Annotated in this window: 16 protein-coding genes; 9 read left to right on the plus strand and 7 right to left on the minus strand. The window is 58.1% G+C overall.

The features are described from left to right. Positions 1–196: 196 nt before the first annotated feature. A complete protein-coding gene (gene hisD / locus AABM52_RS09520) occupies positions 197–1,480 on the plus strand; it encodes a histidinol dehydrogenase (protein WP_347911503.1) in 1,284 nt (427 codons plus the stop codon). Between the two features lie 276 nt (positions 1,481–1,756). Beyond that, positions 1,757–3,775, plus strand: a complete 2,019-nt coding sequence (locus tag AABM52_RS09525) for a methyl-accepting chemotaxis protein (RefSeq protein ID WP_347911505.1) — start codon at positions 1,757–1,759, stop codon at positions 3,773–3,775. Between the two features lie 54 nt (positions 3,776–3,829). Here AABM52_RS09525 and AABM52_RS09530 read toward each other — a convergent pair whose 3' ends face one another. The 5 genes from AABM52_RS09530 to AABM52_RS09550 form a co-directional block, all read right to left on the minus strand. Further along, positions 3,830–5,416 (minus strand): GMC family oxidoreductase N-terminal domain-containing protein, encoded by a 1,587-nt coding sequence (locus AABM52_RS09530; protein WP_347911506.1) that lies wholly within the window; start codon positions 5,414–5,416, stop codon positions 3,830–3,832. A gap of 114 nt (positions 5,417–5,530) precedes the next feature. Further along, positions 5,531–6,610 carry an ABC transporter ATP-binding protein gene (locus AABM52_RS09535; protein ID WP_347911507.1) on the minus strand — a complete coding sequence of 360 codons (1,080 nt, stop codon included), beginning with the start codon at positions 6,608–6,610 and terminating at the stop codon, positions 5,531–5,533. A 5-nt stretch (positions 6,611–6,615) separates the two neighbouring features. Further along, complete coding sequence (locus tag AABM52_RS09540; protein WP_223449347.1) at positions 6,616–7,407, minus strand: ABC transporter permease; 792 nt, start codon at positions 7,405–7,407, stop codon at positions 6,616–6,618. A 31-nt stretch (positions 7,408–7,438) separates the two neighbouring features. Then, the gene (locus AABM52_RS09545) at positions 7,439–8,374 is read right to left on the minus strand and encodes an ABC transporter permease (RefSeq protein ID WP_347911508.1); all 936 of its coding nucleotides are present in this window, start codon (positions 8,372–8,374) and stop codon (positions 7,439–7,441) included. 212 nt (positions 8,375–8,586) lie between these two features. Then, positions 8,587–9,750: an extracellular solute-binding protein gene (locus AABM52_RS09550; RefSeq protein ID WP_347911509.1), complete on the minus strand. Its 1,164-nt coding sequence runs from the start codon at positions 9,748–9,750 to the stop codon at positions 8,587–8,589. A 596-nt stretch (positions 9,751–10,346) separates the two neighbouring features. Here AABM52_RS09550 and AABM52_RS09555 point away from each other — a divergent pair. Together AABM52_RS09555 and AABM52_RS09560 are read left to right on the plus strand one after the other, a co-directional pair. Beyond that, on the plus strand, positions 10,347–11,552 hold the full coding sequence (locus AABM52_RS09555; RefSeq protein WP_347911511.1) for a thiamine pyrophosphate-dependent enzyme: 1,206 nt from the start codon (positions 10,347–10,349) through the stop codon (positions 11,550–11,552). A 27-nt stretch (positions 11,553–11,579) separates the two neighbouring features. Beyond that, on the plus strand, positions 11,580–11,813 hold the full coding sequence (locus AABM52_RS09560; protein ID WP_347911513.1) for a twin-arginine translocase TatA/TatE family subunit: 234 nt from the start codon (positions 11,580–11,582) through the stop codon (positions 11,811–11,813). A 17-nt stretch (positions 11,814–11,830) separates the two neighbouring features. Here the strand turns inward: AABM52_RS09560 and AABM52_RS09565 are convergent, their stop codons facing one another. Continuing rightward, positions 11,831–12,697, minus strand: coding sequence for an XRE family transcriptional regulator (locus tag AABM52_RS09565; RefSeq protein ID WP_347911514.1), 867 nt, complete (start codon positions 12,695–12,697; stop codon positions 11,831–11,833). 415 nt (positions 12,698–13,112) lie between these two features. Between AABM52_RS09565 and AABM52_RS09570 the strand changes: the two genes are divergently transcribed. After that, positions 13,113–14,282: a Gfo/Idh/MocA family oxidoreductase gene (locus tag AABM52_RS09570; protein ID WP_347911515.1), complete on the plus strand. Its 1,170-nt coding sequence runs from the start codon at positions 13,113–13,115 to the stop codon at positions 14,280–14,282. Between the two features lie 10 nt (positions 14,283–14,292). Here AABM52_RS09570 and AABM52_RS09575 read toward each other — a convergent pair whose 3' ends face one another. Beyond that, positions 14,293–15,063 carry a DeoR/GlpR family DNA-binding transcription regulator gene (locus AABM52_RS09575; RefSeq protein ID WP_347911516.1) on the minus strand — a complete coding sequence of 257 codons (771 nt, stop codon included), beginning with the start codon at positions 15,061–15,063 and terminating at the stop codon, positions 14,293–14,295. A gap of 150 nt (positions 15,064–15,213) precedes the next feature. Here AABM52_RS09575 and AABM52_RS09580 point away from each other — a divergent pair, with 150 nt between their 5' ends. The 4 genes from AABM52_RS09580 to AABM52_RS09595 all read left to right on the plus strand — a co-directional run bounded on the left by AABM52_RS09580 (position 15,214) and on the right by AABM52_RS09595 (position 20,008). Further along, positions 15,214–16,248 carry a glycoside hydrolase family 3 N-terminal domain-containing protein gene (locus AABM52_RS09580; protein WP_347911517.1) on the plus strand — a complete coding sequence of 345 codons (1,035 nt, stop codon included), beginning with the start codon at positions 15,214–15,216 and terminating at the stop codon, positions 16,246–16,248. A 2-nt stretch (positions 16,249–16,250) separates the two neighbouring features. Then, positions 16,251–17,258 (plus strand): glycoside hydrolase family 3 N-terminal domain-containing protein, encoded by a 1,008-nt coding sequence (locus AABM52_RS09585; RefSeq protein ID WP_347911518.1) that lies wholly within the window; start codon positions 16,251–16,253, stop codon positions 17,256–17,258. 210 nt (positions 17,259–17,468) lie between these two features. After that, entirely contained in the window at positions 17,469–18,353 is an 885-nt protein-coding gene (locus AABM52_RS09590; RefSeq protein ID WP_347911519.1) for a sugar phosphate isomerase/epimerase family protein, read from the plus strand. 68 nt (positions 18,354–18,421) lie between these two features. Then, positions 18,422–20,008 (plus strand): GMC family oxidoreductase N-terminal domain-containing protein, encoded by a 1,587-nt coding sequence (locus tag AABM52_RS09595; RefSeq protein ID WP_347911520.1) that lies wholly within the window; start codon positions 18,422–18,424, stop codon positions 20,006–20,008. The last annotated feature ends 24 nt before the right edge of the window (positions 20,009–20,032 follow it).

Genomic DNA, 20,032 nt, shown 5'->3' on the forward strand with positions numbered 1-20,032 from the left:
CAAGGTTTTAATGAGAAAAGGTTATACGAATAACATTAGTTGCTTGCGTGAGTGCTTCAGCATTGCGTCTGTGCTGCGTCAGATTGCGTCATCAATCAGGAGGCTGCGAAATTGCCCGGGGCAGGAGGGTGAGAAAAGATGGTCGCCAATGCTGAGGGCATGTCGCGTGCCCTCAAGAACCACCTGGAGCATATTGATGATTCGTTATCTGAAAAAAAGTAAACCTGTTGAAGCTCAAGCCGAGATTGCCTCTCAAGTCCGCGATACGGTGGCGCAAATCATCAGCAACGTCGCCAGAAACGGAGACACCGCCGTTCGTGAGTACTCGAAGAAATTCGATAACTGGGAGCCGGCGTCCTTCCGCCTGACCGACGAAGAAATCGCGGCGTGTGTCGCCAGTCTTTCCGAACAGGAAATCGGCGATATCAAGTTTGCTCAGGCCCAGGTGCGCCGTTTTGCCGAAGTGCAAAAGGCATCCATGCACGATGTTGAAGTCGAGACGCTGCCGGGCGTGATCCTGGGGCATCGCAACATTCCGGTGAACTCGGTGGGTTGCTACATTCCTGGCGGCAAGTATCCGTTGTTGGCATCGGCGCACATGAGCGTGCTGACGGCCAAAGTCGCAGGTGTGAAACGCGTGGTCGCAGCGGCTCCGCCCTTTGATGGCAAGCCGCACCCGGCCATCGTCACCGCCATGTACCTGGCCGGTGCCGACGAAATCTATTGCGTCGGTGGGGTGCAGGCGATTGCCGCTTTTGCCTTGGGCACCGAAGCATTCAAGCCCGTCGACATGATCGTCGGGCCAGGCAATGCCTACGTCGCGGAAGCCAAGCGCCAATTGTTCGGCAAAATCGGTATCGACCTGATCGCCGGCCCGACCGAAACCCTGGTCATTGCCGATGACAGTTCCGACGTCGAAATCATCGCCGCCGACTTGCTCGGCCAAGCGGAGCATGGCGTCAACTCCCCGGCTGTATTCCTGACCAATAGCCCGGCACTGGCGGAAACCCTGCCGGCTGAAATCGAGCGCCAGTTGGCCATTTTGTCGACCGCGCCAGTCGCTTCGATCGCCTGGCGTGATTATGGCGAAATCATCCTCTGCGACACCGTGGACGAACTGGTGCTGGAAGCCGACCGCATTGCCTCCGAACACGTTCAGGTCATGACCCGCGATCCACTGTATTTCCTCGAACACATGACCAACTACGGGGCGCTGTTTCTCGGTCAGCGAACCAACGTCTCTTACGGCGACAAAGTGATCGGCACCAACCACACATTGCCCACGACAGGGACCGCGCGTTACACCGGCGGCCTGTGGGTCGGCAAGTTCATCAAGACCTGCACCTATCAACGTGTCCTGACGGATGAAGCCTCCGTACTGGTCGGCGAATACTGCTCGCGTCTGTGCGGCATGGAAGGTTTTGCCGGGCACAAGGAACAGGCGGATATCCGCATTCGTCGTTACAAGAAGCCTGCTTGAGGGCTGTTGGTCAATTGCTGCACTTGGCAAGCGGGTAGCGGGAAAAAGGGTCGTTTCTCGCTGCTGCTGGTCACTCTCACCGTCCTTCCAAGTGTATTCAGGCTCCCCATCCGGGGAGCCTTTTTTTTAACCACTCGAAAAAACTCGTTGTTCCAGGCTGAATTTTAGTGAGGCGATGCGATGGGAACCTTGTCGATAAAAACAAGAATTACGCTGGCTGCCGGGAGTTGTCTGTTTGCGATGGTGCTTTGCCTGGTGGGTTTTTCGATTCACCAGATGCGCGACACAGCGGCCGTGGTCAGTGACTCCAGTACGGATTCGTTGTCCCGGGCGTCCATGCAATACCTGGAGGCAACGGGGCATTTGCAGGCCAGTGGTATTGAGCAGCGGTTCCTTGCCAGCCAGATGTTCACTCGCTCCCTGGCGACCCAAATCGTCATGATGCGCCGCCAGGCACGACAAAATGGCCTGGCTCCCAAGCAACTGCGTGGCGATTTGTACCGGCTGGTCCGGGCTCAGGTGGCAACCACGCAGGAGATACTTGGCGTAGGCATCTCCTTTGATCCCAATGCACTCGATGGTGCTGACGAGAGCACCGTCAATGGTGCCGACTTCACCGGCAATGCCAGTGGCCGCTTTGCGGTGTACGTTTCATCGATGCAGAACTTCATTCTCGAGGAAAAGGAAATGCAGGACGACGGCGATCCTGCAAAAGCGTGGTGGAACTGCCCGAAGAAAACCCGCAAGGCTTGTTTGATCGAGCCCTATTCCTTTGAGCTCAACGGTGTTCCGACGCTGACCTCCAGCATCGCGCTACCGTTGTTGGACAGCGGTAAGTTCATCGGTGTGGTCAGCGTTGATCTGCCCCTGAGCAGCTTGCAAAACATTGCGCAGAAAGCCAGTGCCTCGATGTTCGAAGGTCAGGGGCAACTGACCTTCATCAGTGCCGCCGGTGTCGTGATGGGTAGAAGCGGCGATCCGGCTTCGTTGGGGAAATCCATCAAGGACATTTTCCCGCGACAGGCGGCTGAGATGTTCGAAGGGGCCAAGTCGGATAAAACCCTGGCAATCGATGCAGCTGACAATGCCAACATCCTGCTCGTCGTGCCGTTTTCCCCGATCCCGAACGCCAGCCAATGGATGACGGTCATCGAAGTACCGCGTGCCACGTTGATGGCGTCGGTCGAGGCGTTGCAACAGGTGCTGGACCAGTCAAATCGGAGGTCTGTGATCGCGCAAGTGGCGACCGGGATCGGTGTCACCCTGGCCGGTACATTGCTGATGGGATTGTTGGCGGTGAGCGTCACGCGGCCTATTCGTCGGGTGTCCGAAATGCTTGAAAACATCGCCCATGGCGAGGGCGATCTGACCCAGCGGCTCAAGGCTGAGCGCCGCGATGAAATGGGCGCGTTGGTGGGGTGGTTCAACCGTTTCCTCGATAAGCTGCAACCGATTATTGCGCAAGTCGGCCAGAGCGTATTGGAGACCCGATCCACCGCCGACCAGGCGTCTTCGATTGCCACCCAGACCAGTAGCGGCATGCAGCAGCAACTGCGCGAGGTCGAGCAAGTCGCGACGGCCACCCATGAGATGAGCGCGACCTCTCAAGAGGTGGCGCGCAATGCGTCCATGGCAGCGACCGCCGCGCGCAATGGCGATGTCGCCGCCCGATCCTGCAAAGGTACGATCCAGACCGCTGCACATTCCATTCAGTCCTTGGCCCATCACATGAGCGGCGCCATGACCGGTGTTCGTCAACTTGCCGACAGCAGCGAGAAAATCGGCAGCGTGCTCGATGTGATTCGAACCATTGCCCAGCAGACCAATCTGTTGGCGTTGAACGCTGCAATCGAGGCGGCGAGAGCAGGGGAGACGGGCAGAGGCTTTGCGGTGGTGGCGGACGAGGTTCGACATCTGGCCCAGCGCACACAGGATTCGGTGAGTGAAATTCAAGGCGTCATCGAAAGTCTCCAGAGCGGTACGCGCGATGTCGTGGGCGCCATGCAGAGTCAGCACCGCCAGGCAGATGCCAGCGCTGCGCAAGCACTCGAGGCCGTCGATGCATTGGCCCATGTCAGCCAGAACATCGAAATCATGACGGACCTGAACCTGCAAATCGCCAGCGCCGCCGAAGAGCAGAGCGCGGTAACCGAAGAGGTTAACCGTACTGTCTCGGCTATCAGGGACGTGACGGGCGCATTGGTGGAGCAGGCGGGTCAATCCGCCCGCATCAGCCAATCCTTGAACGACCTTGCGAACCAGCAACAGGTGTTGATGAACAACTTCAGGGTCTGAATACCCTGCCGGAGCGAGCAGGCTCGCTCCGGCAGGGCGCTTCAGGGCCCCAGGCTATCGAGCGCGCTGGATGTGATCAGCCGCCTTCTCGCCGATCATGATCGCCAGCGCGTTGGTATTGCTGGAGCACAGGCTCGGGGCGATGGAGTTGTCGGCGACTCGCAGGCCTTCGATCCCGTATACCCGCAGCTCGTTGTCTACCACAGCCATCTCGTCCACGCCCATTTTGCAGGTGCCTACCGGGTGCAGCGCAGCGTGGGCCTGTTGACGCACGAACTTCAGATAGTCATCACGGGTGCGCAGCGGCTCGGCGGGTACGTGTTCACGCAAAATATGCCCGGCCATCGCACTTTGGGACATGATGTGGCGACCGAACTCCGTCGCTTGGATCATGCACTCCACATCAAACGGATCGGTCAGGTAGTTGGGTTCTATGGACGGAAAGTCCAGCGGGTCGGCGCTGCGAAGTTGCACGGCACCTTTCGAGCGGGGGCGGGTCTGGCACACGTTCAAGGTGCAGCCGTTGCCGCCGGGCACGGAACCTACGCCAGCTTCTACGCCGGCACCGGCCATGAAGCAGTACTGCGCGTCCGCACGGTTCTCGGCCAGCGATGTACGCCAGAATGCGCCACCTTCGACCACATTGGAGGTCACCGGACCTTCTCGAAACAACGCGTACTGCAACCCGGCGGCGAGTTTCCAGTGCGGTTTTTTGTACTTGTCGTAGCTCAATGGGCGACGCAGTTCATTGATCAGTGAGACTTCGATATGGTCCTGCAGATTCCGGCCGACCCCGGGCAGGTCATGCATCACCTCGACGCCTTTCTCGCGCAAGTGACTGGCAGGGCCAATGCCCGACAGCATCAACAGTTTCGGGGAGTTGATCGCCCCGGCACTGACGATGACTTCGCGTTCGGCCCTGAGCACCCGGCGCTGATTGTTTTCAAGGTATTCAACCCCAGTCGCGCGGCCATGTTCGACCAGGACTCGCAAGACCCGGCAGTTGGTTTTAACCGTCAGATTGGGGCGCTTTCGTGCAGGCTTCAGGTACGCGACCGACGTGCTTGACCTCAGACCGTTCCTGGCATTGATCTGATAAAGCCCGCAGCCGTCCTGCACCCCTGAGTTGAAGTCGGCGTTGTAGGCCAGCCCGGCTTGTTGGCAGGCTTGCAGCCAGAGTTTGGTCAAAGGGTGGGTATAACGCTGATCGCTGACGCCAAGCGGGCCCTGCGTACCATGAGCGTCGTTGCTGAATCGATCGTTGGTCTCGCATTTCTTGAAGAAGGGCAGTACGTCCTTGTAGGCCCAACCCTGGGCGCCGCCCGTCGCCCAACTGTCGTAATCGGCCGGTTGCCCACGCAGGTAAACCATCGCGTTGACCGAACTCCCGCCGCCAAGTACCCGCGCCTGCACCATGGTCGGATTGGCAGGGCCTATATAGTCCGCTGGTGGCTCCCAGGGGTAGCGTTCGACCAGGTTGCCCTGGCTGGTCTTGTAGAAGCCGACCGGAAGATGAATAAACGGGTGACTGTCTCTAGGTCCCTCTTCCAGGAGCACCACCGAAGCCTGTGCATTTTCACTGAGACGTGCCGCAATGACGCACCCGGCAGAACCGCCCCCGACCACGATATAGTCGACCACTGTTGTGTACCGCCCTGATCAAAAAAAACGCCGGATCATGCTCCTGTGAAAGAGTTGATGAGCCGGCGCTGACGTTGCTGATAAACCCCTGCCAAATCTGGCAGGGGCGATTGTTCAAGCAGGTATCACCACAAAACTGTCGGGTTTGCAGGTGAGCGCCACATCCGATCCGGGTGGCAGTGCGTGGCTGCCAGGGGTGGGCAGTTGTTGGCATTTGAGGTCGAGGGTGCCGCCAGCCACCGCCACCCGGTAAATGACCCGGTTACCGATGAATGACGTGTCCTTTACCTTTCCGGCAAATGCGCCGTCAGCCAGTGGATGCCCCAGCGCAGGCTCAAGACCGATGGTTTCCGGACGGATCGACACATTCACCGGTCCGGCGCCCAGGCTGTTTTTGGCGGTGTGCGCGTAGCGGCCGAACGGCAGGTCGACATAGCCGCTGCTGGTACCTCCCATCCCGTAGGTGCCGTTGACGATATTGGTATCACCGAAAAATTTCGCGGCGAACAAGCTGCGCGGCGACCAGTACATCTCTTGCGGTCCGCCGATCTGCTCGATGCCACCCTTGTTCAGCAGCACCACGCGGTCGGAGAGAATCATCGCTTCGTCCTGGTCATGGGTGACGTAAACGAAGGTGGTCGATGTCTCTTCGTGGATCCGTTTGATCTCATTGAGCATGTGGTGGCGGATCTTCAGGTCCAGCGCCGCCAGCGGTTCGTCGAGCAGCAGCACGGCGGGGCGATTCACCAGTGCCCGGGCCAGCGCCACGCGTTGCGCCTGCCCGCCACTGAGCTCGGAGATCCAGCGGTTCTTGAAGCCCTCCAGCTGGACCAGCTCCAGGGCCTTGGTCACCTCACGCTTGATCTCGTCTTTCGGTTTCTTCTTCAGGCGCAGCCCGAAAGCCACGTTGTCGAAGACATCCAGATGAGGGAACAGCGCGTATTTCTGGAACACCATGTTGACCGGACGGTGTTCAGGCGCCAGGGACGTGGAGTCCTTGCCATCGATCACCACTTTGCCAGTGGTGGGCTCTTCGAAGCCGGCGATGATGCGCATCAGGGTGGTCTTGCCGCAGCCACTTGGGCCCAGCAACGTCAGGATTTCGTTGCGCTTTACGGTCAGGTCGACTTTGCCGAGGGCGGTCAGGTTGCCGTAGCTCTTGGATATTCCGGTCAGTTCAATGCTGTTGGTCATGGCGATTACTCTGCAGTTTCTGCGCGTTCAAGTTCGAGACGGCGACGGCGCAGGGTCATGACCAGGCCGGCGATGACAATGATGGCGATGGTCACGACCAGCATGAACACCGAGGCGGCATTGATGGTTGGGCTGACAGCGCGGCGCATCATCGAAAGAATCATCAGGGGCAACGTGGTGTCGCTGCCGGTGACGAATACGGTGATCAGGAATTCGTCCATGGACAGTGCTACCGCCAGGATCGCGGCACCGGCAATCGTCGGGCCGATGATGGGCAGTGTCACCAGCCAGAATGCCTTGAGTGGTGAGGCACCAAGGTCACGCGCTGCCTCTTCGAACGACAGATCGAAGTACTCCAGGCGTGAACGCACGGATTCGACAAAAAACGGAAAGGTGAACAGCGTATGGCCGATGATCACCGTCAGCAGTGAGCGGGGCAGGCCGATCAACGAAAAGAAGATCACCAGCGCGATTCCCAGGAACAGGCCGGGCAAGGCGATAGGGGCGAAGTTCATGAAGGCAAAGACCGATTTGACGCGTCCTTTCATGCGCATCAGCGCCAGTGCCGAGAATGTGCCCAGCAGCGTGGTGAGGATGGCCGAGCCCGCGGCGACGATCGCACTGTTGGTCAGGGCCGTCATGAAGTCCGGGCTGCTGAACAGCGCTTCATACCATTGCGTGGAGAAGCCTTCGAACGGGAACGACAACGAGGCCGACGAGTGAAAGCTGAACAGCGCGATAATCGCGATGGGCGCATAAAGGAAGAGCATGTAAACGTAAGTGAATAGTCTGATCATGGCGGTCACCTTGCATTTTTATTGGCGGCGTTCAGTCGTGGTAGCGTTTACCGGGCGCTAGGTTGGCCGCCCGCAACACACCCAGCAGCAGCGCATAAACCAGCATGAAGACAATCAGCAGCAGGTAGGCCATCGCCGCTCCCAGCGGCCAGTTACCGACGGAGCGGAACTGGTTGGCGATCACCAGGCCGGTGGTCATGGCGTCTCGACCACCCAGTAACTGAGGGGTGACGTAGTCACTGGCGGCGAGGACGAAAGTGAACATGAACGAACTGACGATGCTCTTGTGGGCCATCGGCATGATCACGCGCCACAGGATGGTGGCACCGCCGGCGCCCAGGTCCGCGGCGGCTTCGAGGTAGTCCTTCTTGATGTCGCGCAAGCCCGACACCAGCAGCAGAAGGGTGAAGGGCAGCATGATGTGGACGAGTGTCAACACCACCGAAAACTTGCTGAACACCAGCCAGTCCAGAGGTTGATCGATCAGCCCGAGGTGCATCAGTGTGGAGTTGATCACACCGTTGGTGCCCAGGATCGAGCGCCAGGCATAGACCCGCACCAGGTAGCTCGAGAACCATGAGATCAACGCCAGGTACAGGACGGCGTTTGAGCGGGTCCGATAGACAATGTAATAGGCGACCGGGGCGCTGATGATCGTTGACAGCATGGCGGTCCAGAAACCGTTTTGCAGCGCAATCCACAACGAGTCGTAGAACCCGCTGGCACTCAGGGCCTTCGCATAGTTGGCGAGCGTCGCGGCGGGCTCCATGCTGAAAGTCTTCGCGGTCCAGAAACTCGCGACCAGCAGCAGTACCGACGGAATGAGGAAGAACACGACCAGGAAGAACAGTGGGGGCGACGCCAGCCAATAACCGCTCAGGGTCTTTTTGTCGATTTTCACGTGTTTACCAGTCTGCGAATCCCCTTCGTCAAGAATGATGGGCTCGCTGTTGTTGACTACGTTCATGATGAGTTTGCCTTTGCTTTTTTGTATCGATGACGAGGGCGCCTTGGCGAGCGCATGCACGGTGTGAGGTGTGCTCTTTCTGAACTGTACGAACGGCATCGACAGGCCATTCCATCGCCTCCATCGAGCAGAGAGGCGCGTGCTTGCAAACACGCACCCTCCGGTACAGTTCCCTCAAACAGTCCTTTCAATGCACTGGATTGCCGATGGCTCTAGAACGAGCCTTTGAAGTTTGCCCACTGATCGATCCATTCAGCATAGGTCACATACTTGTCGGAACTCAGGGGGGGCTGGCCGTAGAGTTTCGATTTCTCGAAAAAGCTATCCAGGTTTGCGTAGTCGAAGGTATTTCTCAGCTCGTCAGGCAGCAACGGTACGGCTTTGGTGTTGACCACGCCGGAGAACATGGTGGTAGCCATCTTGGCCTGCGTATCAGCCTCGAGTGTCTTGTTGATGAACTCCAGCGCCAGCGGTATGTCCTTTGCCGTTTTCGGGATGAACAAGGCATCGCACCAGAGGGCCGCACCTTCCTTGGGGACCGACAGCGCCGCTTCTACACCGCGCTTCCTGGTCTCGCTAGGGGTGTTGGCCGACGCCGAGAACACCGCATCCACTTCGCCCGACACCAGCAGGGAGACAGCGTCTCCGGACGAGGCTGCAAAGACGCGGCATTGATCACGGTACGGTTTGAGTTTCTCGAAAGCATCGTCGAATTCGGCACGGGTCAGGTTGGGGAACTTGTCGCCATAGCCGGCAATGATCGCGATGAGTGACCAGTTGGACGTGCCGTCATCCACGAAGGTCAGTTTGCCCTTCAGTTTCGGGTCCAGCAGGTCCTTGTACTCAACCGGTTTGTTGACGCGCTTGGGGTTGTAGACAATGGTGTTCATGCCCCACAGAAGCGGGACGCCCCACTGCTTGCCATCCCAGTACCAGCGGCTGCCTTTGTAGAACAGCGGGAGGGTGTTTTGCGCCGAATAGTTGGGGATCTTCGAGGTGTCGATCGCCTTGAGCAGGCCCATTTCCTGGTAGATGGTCTCGTAGCCCAGCGCGTACATGGTCAAGTCAAGCTGCACGGGATCGGAGCCGGCCAGCCGCGCAGTGATGTCGTCCTGGTTGCTGGCATAGCTTGAACGTACGGTGATGCCTCGCTGCTTGCGCCATTCGGCCAGCTCCGCGTCGCCGGTTTCACCTTCCCAGCCCAGAATCTCCAGGTGGCCACCCGCGGCGGCGGCAAATGCGCCCGGCATGAAAGACCCCATGTACAACCCTGCTGCAGATGCCGCAGCCCCCAGCAAGAATGTGCGCCGCTTCAGGCTAATCGAATCCAGGTCAATGCCGGTTGGTCCATAACCCGTCTCTATTTCTTTTTTCATTTCGAGTTCCTGCCTAGGGTGGTAGTGAGCAAACGATTAGCGACTTGCAATGGCGCTGGCTCGGCGGGTGATGCCGGGCACATCCTTTTGTATGCAGTCATGTAGATCGGCAGTGTTATGGCCAGCATTGTTTCCATGAGCTGGGGAGGTTGGCTGCGCTCAAATGTCTGGTTGTGAGCACATTGCGCGGTTGGCCTCCACTGTTCCGATTGACTCTTCCTTGGCTGGGCGACGCTGCTTTGCTCAGGTTGCAAGGCAAAGACTTGAAGCGACGCGCCCGGCGCTTGATAGGCTCGGCTTGTTGTTTTCATGGATCGAGTATTGGCCTGGCGGGCAGAGCACTCAATTTCGCAGCACCTTTAAAAGCGACGCACTCTGACGCAGCAAAGTGACCTAATCGGCGCAGCAGTCTCTCCCTGACGATAGTTGCTCTTGAGCGGGGGCGGGGTATCGATCAGCTGCGTCAACGTGCGTCTCTTTTGCATGGGGTGCGAAATTGAGCCGCGCCTTCCCGGGGCGAATACTCCAGAAGTAGTCCTGAATTGCGGCGAGGTGCATTCGCCCTGACGCCTGCGTCTGTTTGATTGGAGTGTCCTGTGAAACTCACTGGTGGCCAGATTGTTGCGAAAGCGCTGAAAGCGAACGGGGTCGGTTATGTGGCCGGCATGTCAGGTGAAGGCTCGTGGGCCCTGGTGGACGCGTTGCTGACGACAGGCACCGACATCCCGTTCATTCAAGTCATACAGGAGCAAAACGCAGTCCATCTTGCCGACGGCTATTTCCGTGCCTGCGGTCGTCCCATGGCTGTCCTGCTGCCGGTTCCGCTGGCTGTTTCCAAGGCTCTAGGCGCAATGGCGACTGCGCTGGCGGACTCATCGGCCATGCTCGTCATCAGTGGTGGCAGTGCCGGTCACTGGCCTGAAACAATGCCTCCCGGCGTCTCGAAAGAGCATGTTCGGGTTTCGGCGATTGAACAGTTGCCGCAGGCTCTGCGTCAGTCGTTCGATACGATGTTCAATAGCCGCCTCGGCCCGGTCAGTCTGAGTATTCCGACGGCTGTTCAGAACACCTCTATTGAGGTCAGTCTGCCGCCGGCTACCTTGCGGGCCAACAGCGACTTGCAACGAACGGATTCCCGATTGGCCGAGTGTGCAGCCGGTTCAATGCTCGGCGCTGATCGTCCTGCGACAGTGAAGGATCGAGCCTCATGCCCGATCAAGGACAGTGCCAACGATGCCCCGCCCTTGATGGTTCAAAGACCCTTGACCGAATTGAAGTCAGTCCTTGAAAGAGATGCGATTGTGGTGGTGGGGGCGGGGAGCATTCAGACAGTCGTCAGAGAGGTTTTTCCCGCTGATCAATCCCGATGCCATCTCTGCGCCACAAGTGTCGGCACGGTGGGTTGGGCGGTGCCGGCGGCGATTGGCGCGAAGCTTGCCATGCCGGCGCGTCAGGTGGTGTGTGCTGTGGGCGACGGGGACTTCTTGCAGTCGATGCAGGAGATGGCGGTGTGCGTAATGCACAGTCTTCCGGTGGTGTTCCTGGTGTTCAACAACAGCGGGTATGTGTCGTTGAGCGATGTGCAAGACTCGCTCAACGAGCAGCATCGGGCCGGAGAATTCAATTTGCCGGACGGTAAGCCTTATTCGCCCGACTTCGCGAGCATTGCCAGGAATTTTGGTCTTGAAGCGTGGCGAGTCGAACATGCTTCGCAACTCAATCCAGCGTTTATCAAGGCGCTGAACAGCAAAGGGCCGTCACTGGTGGAGGTCATCACCGCCCGCAGCTCGCGCGTAAATTAATCAAGCCGTCAACAGAGGAGTCACGCAATGGGCATTCTGGACTGGAAACACTGGATCGTCATTCTGGTGGTGGTTGTGCTGGTCTTCGGCACCAGGAAGCTGAAGAACCTGGGCTCCGATGTCGGCGAATCCATCAAGGGGTTTCGCCAAGCCATGAGTGACGAGGGCGCGAACAGTGAACGTACGCCATCCTCGGTGCAGCAGGCTGGCGCTGCTGTTGATGCACCGCCGGTCATCGACGGCCAGCATCGCCAGGTCTGAGCATCGCGCAGGCGGCCTCAGTCCTGACCGCCCCACACGATAGTGGCGTTGTCGCCGGTCATGTATTCACGCACTTCCAGCGGTAAGGATTGATCGCTGGGCAGCACGGCGGTTGCATTGCGCAGGTGGTGTTTGCGGATCTTGCCTTTGTCCACCAGCCCCAATGCCATGCGCGTGGAAAAGGGTTGGCGGAATGAAGAGGACGCCACGCCGGTGACCAATCCATAGAGGAAGCGAATCGGCCGGCGATGCTGCGGGGTCAGGATCGAAAAGGTCATCTCGTTACGCTGCTTGCCTTCAAAGTCGACCAGGAACAGGCGGTCCCCAAGGAGCAGGCAAAAACCGTGATAGGTGAACGAGTAGCCAATCTTGCCGCTGCCATCGAGCAACGGGAAACGCTCCACCGTGACGTACTGGACCATCGAATCGGCTCGATACAGGCACGTGACCGAGCGCAGGATTCTGCCTTTGTAGATCGATGAGTTGTGATAGCGGTAATAGACGCCCAGATAGTCTTCGAGTAAATCGGCCGACTGTTTTGCCAAAGGCAGGAAGTGATTGAATTGCGCCGAGGCACGCAAGTCCGTCGGTAATTCGTTTTCATACCCTTCATAAAACTTCTTGAACTCGGCGGGAGGGCGAAAAAGATCTTCGGCCTCCATCATGAAGTAACGACCGATCTTCTGCAGAATCTTCTGGGAAGGAACATGTTGCCCGACCAGATACTTGTTGAACTGCTGGCGATTGACATCGACTTTGCGACACATGTCTGCGACCGATCGGCAGGACTCAACGAGCGTGCTCAGGTTCTTTTGCACGTTGGCCTGCAAGTCACCGCGAGCCTGTTGTCGCTCGGGATGCGAGGTGGCGGCAGTTAACGGCATGGTGACGTGATCTCCTGGGCGGGGCATTTTTTATCTCTGTCTGGTTAAGCGTAATTGGGTGGAGAAGGTTATATGGTAGTTATTCTTGAATAACCGCTAATAACCAGATGCCACTGTAAACACTTGATCATATTGTATTTAATTCCAAGCATGTTCCATGCCGGGTTCGGATGTTCACATATTGCCTGTCAATGCTATGTAACAGTCTAGCCTCGGTCGACTCAGGTTACTCGCCACTGCCAGCCGGTAACACTTTGACTATGTCGGGTAACATCATTTTGAGATCCCCGCACCTCAGTGCATGGCCAATTCAATTCGGTGCTTCAGTGCGCGTCATGTATCGATGTTGTGCGAAATGGAGAAATGGAGAATCGCCCTTGATACTCCACATGTCATTCATGGGAGCATTTGAGCTATGGCAAGGTTAACAGGCGACATTCCAGGGCAACGGCGCTTCAAGGTCGGAATGGTTGGCGGTGGGCAAGGTGCTTATTTTGCCAGCTATCATCGGGCTGCGATGCGCCTGTGCAATCGCTTCGATATTGTCGCCGGCGCCTTCTCTTCGGACCCGGACAAATGCCGCGAGGCAGGGGTGGCCTTCAGCATCGAGCAAGAGCGCATTTATCTGTCGTTCGAGGCGATGGCCGTCGCCGAGTCATGCCGTCCGGATCCGATTGATGCGGTTGTGATCGTCACGCCCAATCACCTGCATTTTGAACCGTGCCGGCTATTTCTGCGGGCGGGGATCCCGGTCATATGCGACAAGCCGCTGGTCAATAGTCCGCAAGAGGCCTACGAACTGGCCAGCCTTGCCGACCGGCACAATACTTTTTTCGCGGTGACCTACACCTATCAAGGCTATCCCATGGTCAGGGATGCCCGTAGCCGTATCCAGGCCGGGGAACTGGGTGAAGTCCGCTTCATGTATGTCGAGTACCTGCTGGAATGGCTGGCGTCAGGCGTAGAGGGCTTGAGCAAGAGCCTCGCGTGGCGTAGGGACCCGGAAAAGGCCGGCCCGACGGGCGCGTTGGGCGATGTCGGGACGCACGCCTTCAACATGCTTGAGTTTCTGTCGGGGCGACGCTGCACGAACCTGAATGCCAAATTGAGCACGCTCGTACCCGGCTGGGGACTGGACGACACCTGTGTGGTGCAACTTGAATTCGAGGGCGGCGCCGAGGGTCTGTTATGGGCCAGTTTCGCGGCGCCTGGTCATCGCAACGGATTGCGTTTCAAGATCGTCGGCAGCAAGGCCTCCATCGAATGGTGTCAGGAGTCACCGGAAACGCTGCTGTTTACGCCAATTGACGGCGCCGACCGCATCTACCGCCGCGGCCAGAGCGACAATGCGGCGCAAACGCTGACGTTCACCAGTTTGCCGGCCGGTAATAGTGAAGGCTATCTGGAGGCACTGGCGGTGCTTTATGCCGATTTCGCCGAAGCACTCGATGCTGGGGCGGACTGGCGCACGGTGACCACCGTCCCGTTACCGGATATTCACGAGGGCGTGCGGGGAGTGGTGTTGTCCCAAGCGTGTGTCGAGTCCAGTCAACGACGTGCCTGGGTACCTTTTGCGCCGTTGTAGATCCAGGGGGTCAAGAGGCGATCACAATGTTTGAAACCTTGGCCTGTATGGGGTCAAGCCGTTCAGCTGGGGCGTCTCTTTCCACCACCAGCACACCCAGTTCCTCGCAGGACGCGACCTGGTAATGCGCGATGCTCGACAGTTTTTCGTTGGTCACGGCGACCACGATCTGCCCGCTTCGGGAAACCACGGTGCGCTTGAATTCCGCATCGTCCATGTCGAAAGCCGTCACTCCTTTGCTGGCGTCAATCGCGCAGGCCCCCAGAAAGCACAGGTCGAAATTGAAATTCGACAACTGCTGAATGGCCGTCAGGCCGACGGTGCTGCCGGTCGCCTTATGCAGGCGCCCGCCCAGCAAGATCACATCGGCTAAAGGCAGCTTTTCCAGTTCAAGCGCAATGGCTGGCGAATTGGTTGTGATCGAAATTGCAAGATTGTGATCGATTGCGCTCGAAATGGAAGCGTTGGTGGTACCGCCATCGATGAAGAGGTGTTGGCCGGTCTTGATCAGTGCCGCAGCGGCCAGCCCGAGGGAGTTTTTCCGCTCAGCCTGCTGATGTTGCCCGTCATGATCGCCGCGAACAGGCGCCACGGAAATGGCGCCGCCGTAAACGCGCTTGCAGATTCCCGCCTCCGCCAGCGCTGCGAGATCGCGCCGGATCGAGTGCTCGGAAACGTTGAACTCCTGAGCGAGATCCCCGGCCAGGACGCGGCCATGGGTCGCCAGCCGTTGCGCGATCAGGTTCTGTCTTTCTCCGGGGAAAGCTTCATGAGTGAGCATTGACTTAATCCGTTCTCGGTATAGAGTGAGTACAAGCGAGCATTGATTGTGTGTTTTGTGCTCGAAGTTGATCGGTATCATGCGTGGCACCCCGTCATGCGTCAATAAAGTTGAGCTTTCTGCTCAAAATAACGGTGTTGAGGAAAGTCGATGACAAGCGAACTGCATAGAGCGGCGTATTCGGTCCTGCTGCCCGCGTTTGGGGATTTGCGCCTGGACGACAATGTCCGTCGTTGTTTGAGTCGGGGTGGCGTGTCTGTTTTGTTGGGTGAAACCCGGGATGAGTACGTGGGCCGAGACATGAGCCCTGCGCGCAAGAGCACCGAGTCGCGGGCCGACTTTGTCGATATTGCCCGTGAAGCCGCGTCATTGGCCGGTGCCCCGGTGCTGATCGCGGTCGATCAGGAACTCGGCGGTATCGAGCGCCTTCACCATCTGGTCCCGGCCGTCGCATCCCGAGAGCAACTCCACGACCTCAGTGCGCAGGACATCGAACAACGTTGCTATGAAATGGCCAAGGTAGCGCGCGGCCTGGGCGTTAACCTGTTTCTGGCGCCGATCGTCGATGTCGTGACCGGGGCCAACCCATGGCTGCACAACCGCCACCTGGGGGCCGACCCTGTTGAAGTCAGCCGGGTTTCATGTGCTTTCATTCGTGGCGTTCAACGCGCAGGCATCATCGCGACCGCTAAACACTTTCCCGGCCATTACGTCACCGAGCAGGACCCGGCAATTGCCGAAGCCATCGTGCCCGGACCTCTGAAATTGCTTGATGACAACCTCGAAGTGTTCAAAGAAGTCATCGCTACCGGCGTGAAAGCGGTGATGCCGGGGCCCGCGGTTTTTCCCGCAATCGACCCCGATCACTCGGCCTCAACCTCGTCCAGAGTCATTGGGCTTTTGCGTGACACCCTCGGGTTCGGGGGCTTGATCATCTCGGATGACCTTGATGCGGTCTCCATACTCAGGGGGCGCTCCATCACGGACACCGCCGTTGCTTCGCTGGCGGCCGGCGCGCACTTGTTGCTCGTGTCCAGTGAGTCGGGTCTTGATGCCATCGCCGAAGCCATTGTGGCGGCTGTTCACGAAGGAGTTCTGGATCGTCGGATTCTGTTGGACGCGGCCCTCAGGGTTCGCGAACTGGCGGCGGCCAACAACGATCAGTACAACGGCTGCCGGGATTAATCATGAGCTCAATTGAAAGCAAGGCATACAGCGTCCTGTTTCCGGTTTTGCTCGATCTGGACATGAATGATGACGTGCGCAGGTTTCTGGACAGCGGCGGACGCAGCCTGTTGTTTGGCGAAACCGCGCAGGAGTATGTCAGCGGCAAAATGAGCGCGAGCCGGCTGGAATCGGAAACCCTGGAGAAATGGCAACAGTTCACAGGTATGGCAAGAAAACTGGCAGGGCCAATGCTGCTGGCGGTCGATGCCGACATCTCTGCCGTCCACCGCTTGCAAGGCATAACGCCTGCGCTACCTGCGCCCGGGCTGGCCCGAGCCATGGACGTTGTCGAGCTTGAAGAGGCGTGCTTTCGGGTCGCAACAGCGGTGCGAAATGCCGGTGTGAATTTGCTCCTGTCACCGACAGCCGATGTGGTGGGCGGCACTAATGTCTGGCTGCAGGGGCGAACGCTGTGCAATGACATAGATCGCACCGCTGCCATGGTGGGCGCCTACGTACGCGGTGTGCGGCGTGCCGGGATGGCGAGCACGCTGAAGCATTTTCCCGGGCATCCGGTGCTGCTGCGCCAACCGGCGACTGAAGTGGCGGTCGTCTGCGAGTCAATGGATCAACTGCGCGCCTACTGGTCTGCGTTTCAAGCCGGGGTCGACGCCGGGGCGGACGCGGTGATGATGGGACCGGCCATCTTTGCTGCCTGCGAACCGCCCGTTGCGGCGTCCGTTTCGCCTGAGCTGATCGGTTTGCTGCGCCAGGAGCTGGGGTTCAAGGGATTGGTCATGACCATTGACCTGGACCACCGCTCGACGATCGGAAACTCATCGCTCGGCGAGGTGGCGGTGGCGGCGCTGAATGCCGGGGCGGATCTGTTGCTGATTTCCGCAAAGGCAATGCCCGAGATACCGCAGATTGTTCGTGCAATCACCGTAGCAGTCGCTCAGGGAGTTTTACCGCAGCAGCGGCTCGATGCCGCTGCGATAGCCGTCTCTGCGTTGGCCAATCGCTTGTAGACGCGCGCCTGGTCGCGATAAGGCTGAATGAAGTACCCACAATCGCTGGTAAGCCGGCTCCGGCAGGCTGGTGTGGATTCATCGTCGATGTTGCAAATTGCCCAAACCTGACGCAGCAACTGCGTCAGGTTGCGCCGCATTTCCTGCGAGTGCGAAATAACTACCGGAACCCTATCGCTCTACACTGGGAATCAACGGTAGGAGCTTTATATGAACACTCAAAACAACATCCTGGCCCTGCATTCCACAGTCGCAAAACATTCGACGCTGGCAATGGACATCGACATTGCAACGTCCGTCGGTTTCGATGCGCTGGAGATCTACAGCGGCAAACTGGAAGCTTATTTGCAAGCCGGCCATAGCGAATCGGAACTTGAAGCGTTGCTCAAGGATATACCTGTCACGGGGATCGGCTACCTGCGGGATATCGAACGCCAGGGTGCTGAACGCGATGATTTGCTGAAGGAGGCGCAGCGGCTTTTTCAACTCGCCAACCTCGTCGGTGCCAAGGGCGTTCAAGTGCTCACCGGGCCTATCAACGTTCAGGCGGTGATTGATTTCCAGAAGCACGGCACGAGCGCTCATTACAGCGGTTTGTTGGGGTTGGGCGAGTCTGAGCAATACGCATTGACTGCCAGGAATCTGGCGACACTTGCAGACCTGGCAAAGCAATACGACGTCCTGCTTTACCTCGAAGCATTGTCATGGACACCGTTGAATACCCTGGAGCACCAACTTCAGTTGATTGATCGCACCGAACGCGACAACGTCAAGATGGTGATCGATTACTGGCATTGCTATACGTCCGGCGTTAAGCCCGAAGACATTGCGCGCATGAACAAAGACGTTATCTATGGCGTGCATGTGTGTGACTCGCTGCCTTTTGCCGGTGGTATTCCCAATGAAGAAATACTCCGGGATATACCGACAGGCAGCGGCGTATTGAACCTTGCCGAATGGACGGCCGCGGTAAAGGCCACCGGTTATGACGGATGGTGGAGCTGCGAGTTGTTTTGCAAGAAACAGCAGCAACAGAACAGTTATGAGGTCGCGAAAGATCTGAAGGCGCTTTTAACCGAACTTGTTGGGCGATAAAGCACCGCGCACCGGGATTCAAAACCCCGTTCTTACAATGTGTACCTCATAAAAGGTCTTAAGTCGTCATGGTGGATTTCATCGTAATCGGAGGCGGCTCGACAGGCTGCACGGTGGCATCGAGGCTCAGTGAAGATGCGTCTGCGTCCGTTGTTCTTTTTGAAGAGGGGCCTCGTGACCGCAACCCCTACATCCATATCCCCGGGGCCTACTACAAGACAGCGCAAGGTCCGCTGTTGAAACGGTATGCGTGGGAGCCGACGCAAGATCAAGGCCGAACCGAAACGCCAACCATGGTCCAGGCCAGCGTGTTGGGCGGTGGGAGTTCAGTCAACGCGATGATTTACATTCGCGGTGTGCCCGCCGACTACAACAGCTGGGTCGAGCAGGGCGCAACGGGGTGGTCCTACAACGACGTACTGCCTTACTTCAAAAAAGCCGAAGACAACGAGCGTTTCTGTAACGATGTGCATGGCGTCGGCGGCCCCTTGGGTGTTTCTGACCCTATCAATATCCATCCATTGACCAAAGTGTGGCTTCGCGCTTGCCAGCAGTACGGCCTGCCGTATAACGAAGATTTCAACTCTGGCAAACCTGAAGGCTGCGGGCTTTATCAAATCACCGCCAAGAATGGCTTTCGCAGCAGTGCGGCGGTGGCCTACCTGGCACCCGCCAGGTCACGCAAGAACCTGACGGTGAAGACAGGCTGTCGCGTGATCCGCATTTTGACCCAGGGAAGTAAAGCCATTGGCGTTGAATACATCGAGAACGGCGTGCGACGGGTCATGCATGCGCAAAAGGAGATCGTTCTATCGGCCGGCGCCATCAACTCACCCCGGTTGTTGATGTTGTCCGGTATTGGCCCTGCCGCGCAGCTTGAAAAGCATGGCATCAAGGTGGTCAAGGATTTGCCCGGCGTGGGTCAGAACCTTCAGGACCATATCGAAGTGTCGCTGGTCTATGAGCTGACCGGGCCGCACAGCTACGACAAGTACAAGAAGCTGCATTGGAAAATGATGGCGGGCTTGCAGTACGCCCTGTTCAGGCAAGGCCCGGCGGCGTCCAACCTGATTGAAGGTGGTGCTTTCTGGTGGGGAGACAAGGCTGCCACCAATCCCGATATCCAGTATTTCATGGTCGTGGGTGCGGGCATTGAAGAGGGCGTCGACTCGGTTCCCGGGGGCAATGGATGCACCTTGAACCTGGGGCAGATCCGTCCAAGGTCCAGAGGATATGTCGAACTTTACTCGGCAGACCCGATGTCGCCTCCGCGAATCGTGCCTAACTACTTCTCCGATCCATATGACATTGAAAGTCTGGTGGAGGGTTGCCTGGTGGGTGAGGAGATCATGTCCCAGGCCGCCTTCAAACCCTACCTTGCAAGGCGTCATGTGCCGGACGCGGCGGTCACGTCTCGAGAGGCCATGAAAAAGTTCTGCCACGAAGAAGCCCACGCGGCACTACATCCTTCCGGCACCTGCCGCATGGGTGTAGATGAGCAATCGGTTGTTGCTCCGGATCTCAAAGTGCATGGCATCGAAGGGTTGCGCGTTGCCGACGCATCAATTATGCCGACCCTGATTTCAGGGAACCCTAACGCGGTGTGCATCATGATCGGCGAAAGGGCCGCTGACATGATCAGAAGTGGCCAATAGGTCAAGATCCGGCCAGGCATTCAA

It is taken from the genome of Pseudomonas grandcourensis (assembly GCF_039909015.1).
Classification (GTDB): domain Bacteria; phylum Pseudomonadota; class Gammaproteobacteria; order Pseudomonadales; family Pseudomonadaceae; genus Aquipseudomonas; species Aquipseudomonas grandcourensis.

Excerpts from the sequence above, each read along its gene's own strand:
- hisD (WP_347911503.1), top strand. The coding sequence starts at position 197 with ATGATTCGTTATCTGAAAAAAAGTAAACCTGTTGAAGCTCAAGCCGAG.
- AABM52_RS09525 (WP_347911505.1), top strand. The coding sequence starts at position 1,757 with ATGCGCGACACAGCGGCCGTGGTCAGTGACTCCAGTACGGATTCGTTG.
- AABM52_RS09535 (WP_347911507.1), bottom strand. The coding sequence starts at position 6,610 with ATGACCAACAGCATTGAACTGACCGGAATATCCAAGAGCTACGGCAAC.
- AABM52_RS09540 (WP_223449347.1), bottom strand. The coding sequence starts at position 7,407 with ATGATCAGACTATTCACTTACGTTTACATGCTCTTCCTTTATGCGCCC.
- AABM52_RS09545 (WP_347911508.1), bottom strand. The coding sequence starts at position 8,374 with ATGAACGTAGTCAACAACAGCGAGCCCATCATTCTTGACGAAGGGGAT.
- AABM52_RS09550 (WP_347911509.1), bottom strand. The coding sequence starts at position 9,750 with ATGAAAAAAGAAATAGAGACGGGTTATGGACCAACCGGCATTGACCTG.
- AABM52_RS09560 (WP_347911513.1), top strand. The coding sequence starts at position 11,580 with ATGGGCATTCTGGACTGGAAACACTGGATCGTCATTCTGGTGGTGGTT.
- AABM52_RS09565 (WP_347911514.1), bottom strand. The coding sequence starts at position 12,697 with ATGCCGTTAACTGCCGCCACCTCGCATCCCGAGCGACAACAGGCTCGC.
- AABM52_RS09570 (WP_347911515.1), top strand. The coding sequence starts at position 13,113 with ATGGCAAGGTTAACAGGCGACATTCCAGGGCAACGGCGCTTCAAGGTC.
- AABM52_RS09575 (WP_347911516.1), bottom strand. The coding sequence starts at position 15,063 with ATGCTCACTCATGAAGCTTTCCCCGGAGAAAGACAGAACCTGATCGCG.
- AABM52_RS09580 (WP_347911517.1), top strand. The coding sequence starts at position 15,214 with ATGACAAGCGAACTGCATAGAGCGGCGTATTCGGTCCTGCTGCCCGCG.
- AABM52_RS09585 (WP_347911518.1), top strand. The coding sequence starts at position 16,251 with ATGAGCTCAATTGAAAGCAAGGCATACAGCGTCCTGTTTCCGGTTTTG.
- AABM52_RS09590 (WP_347911519.1), top strand. The coding sequence starts at position 17,469 with ATGAACACTCAAAACAACATCCTGGCCCTGCATTCCACAGTCGCAAAA.
- AABM52_RS09595 (WP_347911520.1), top strand. The coding sequence starts at position 18,422 with ATGGTGGATTTCATCGTAATCGGAGGCGGCTCGACAGGCTGCACGGTG.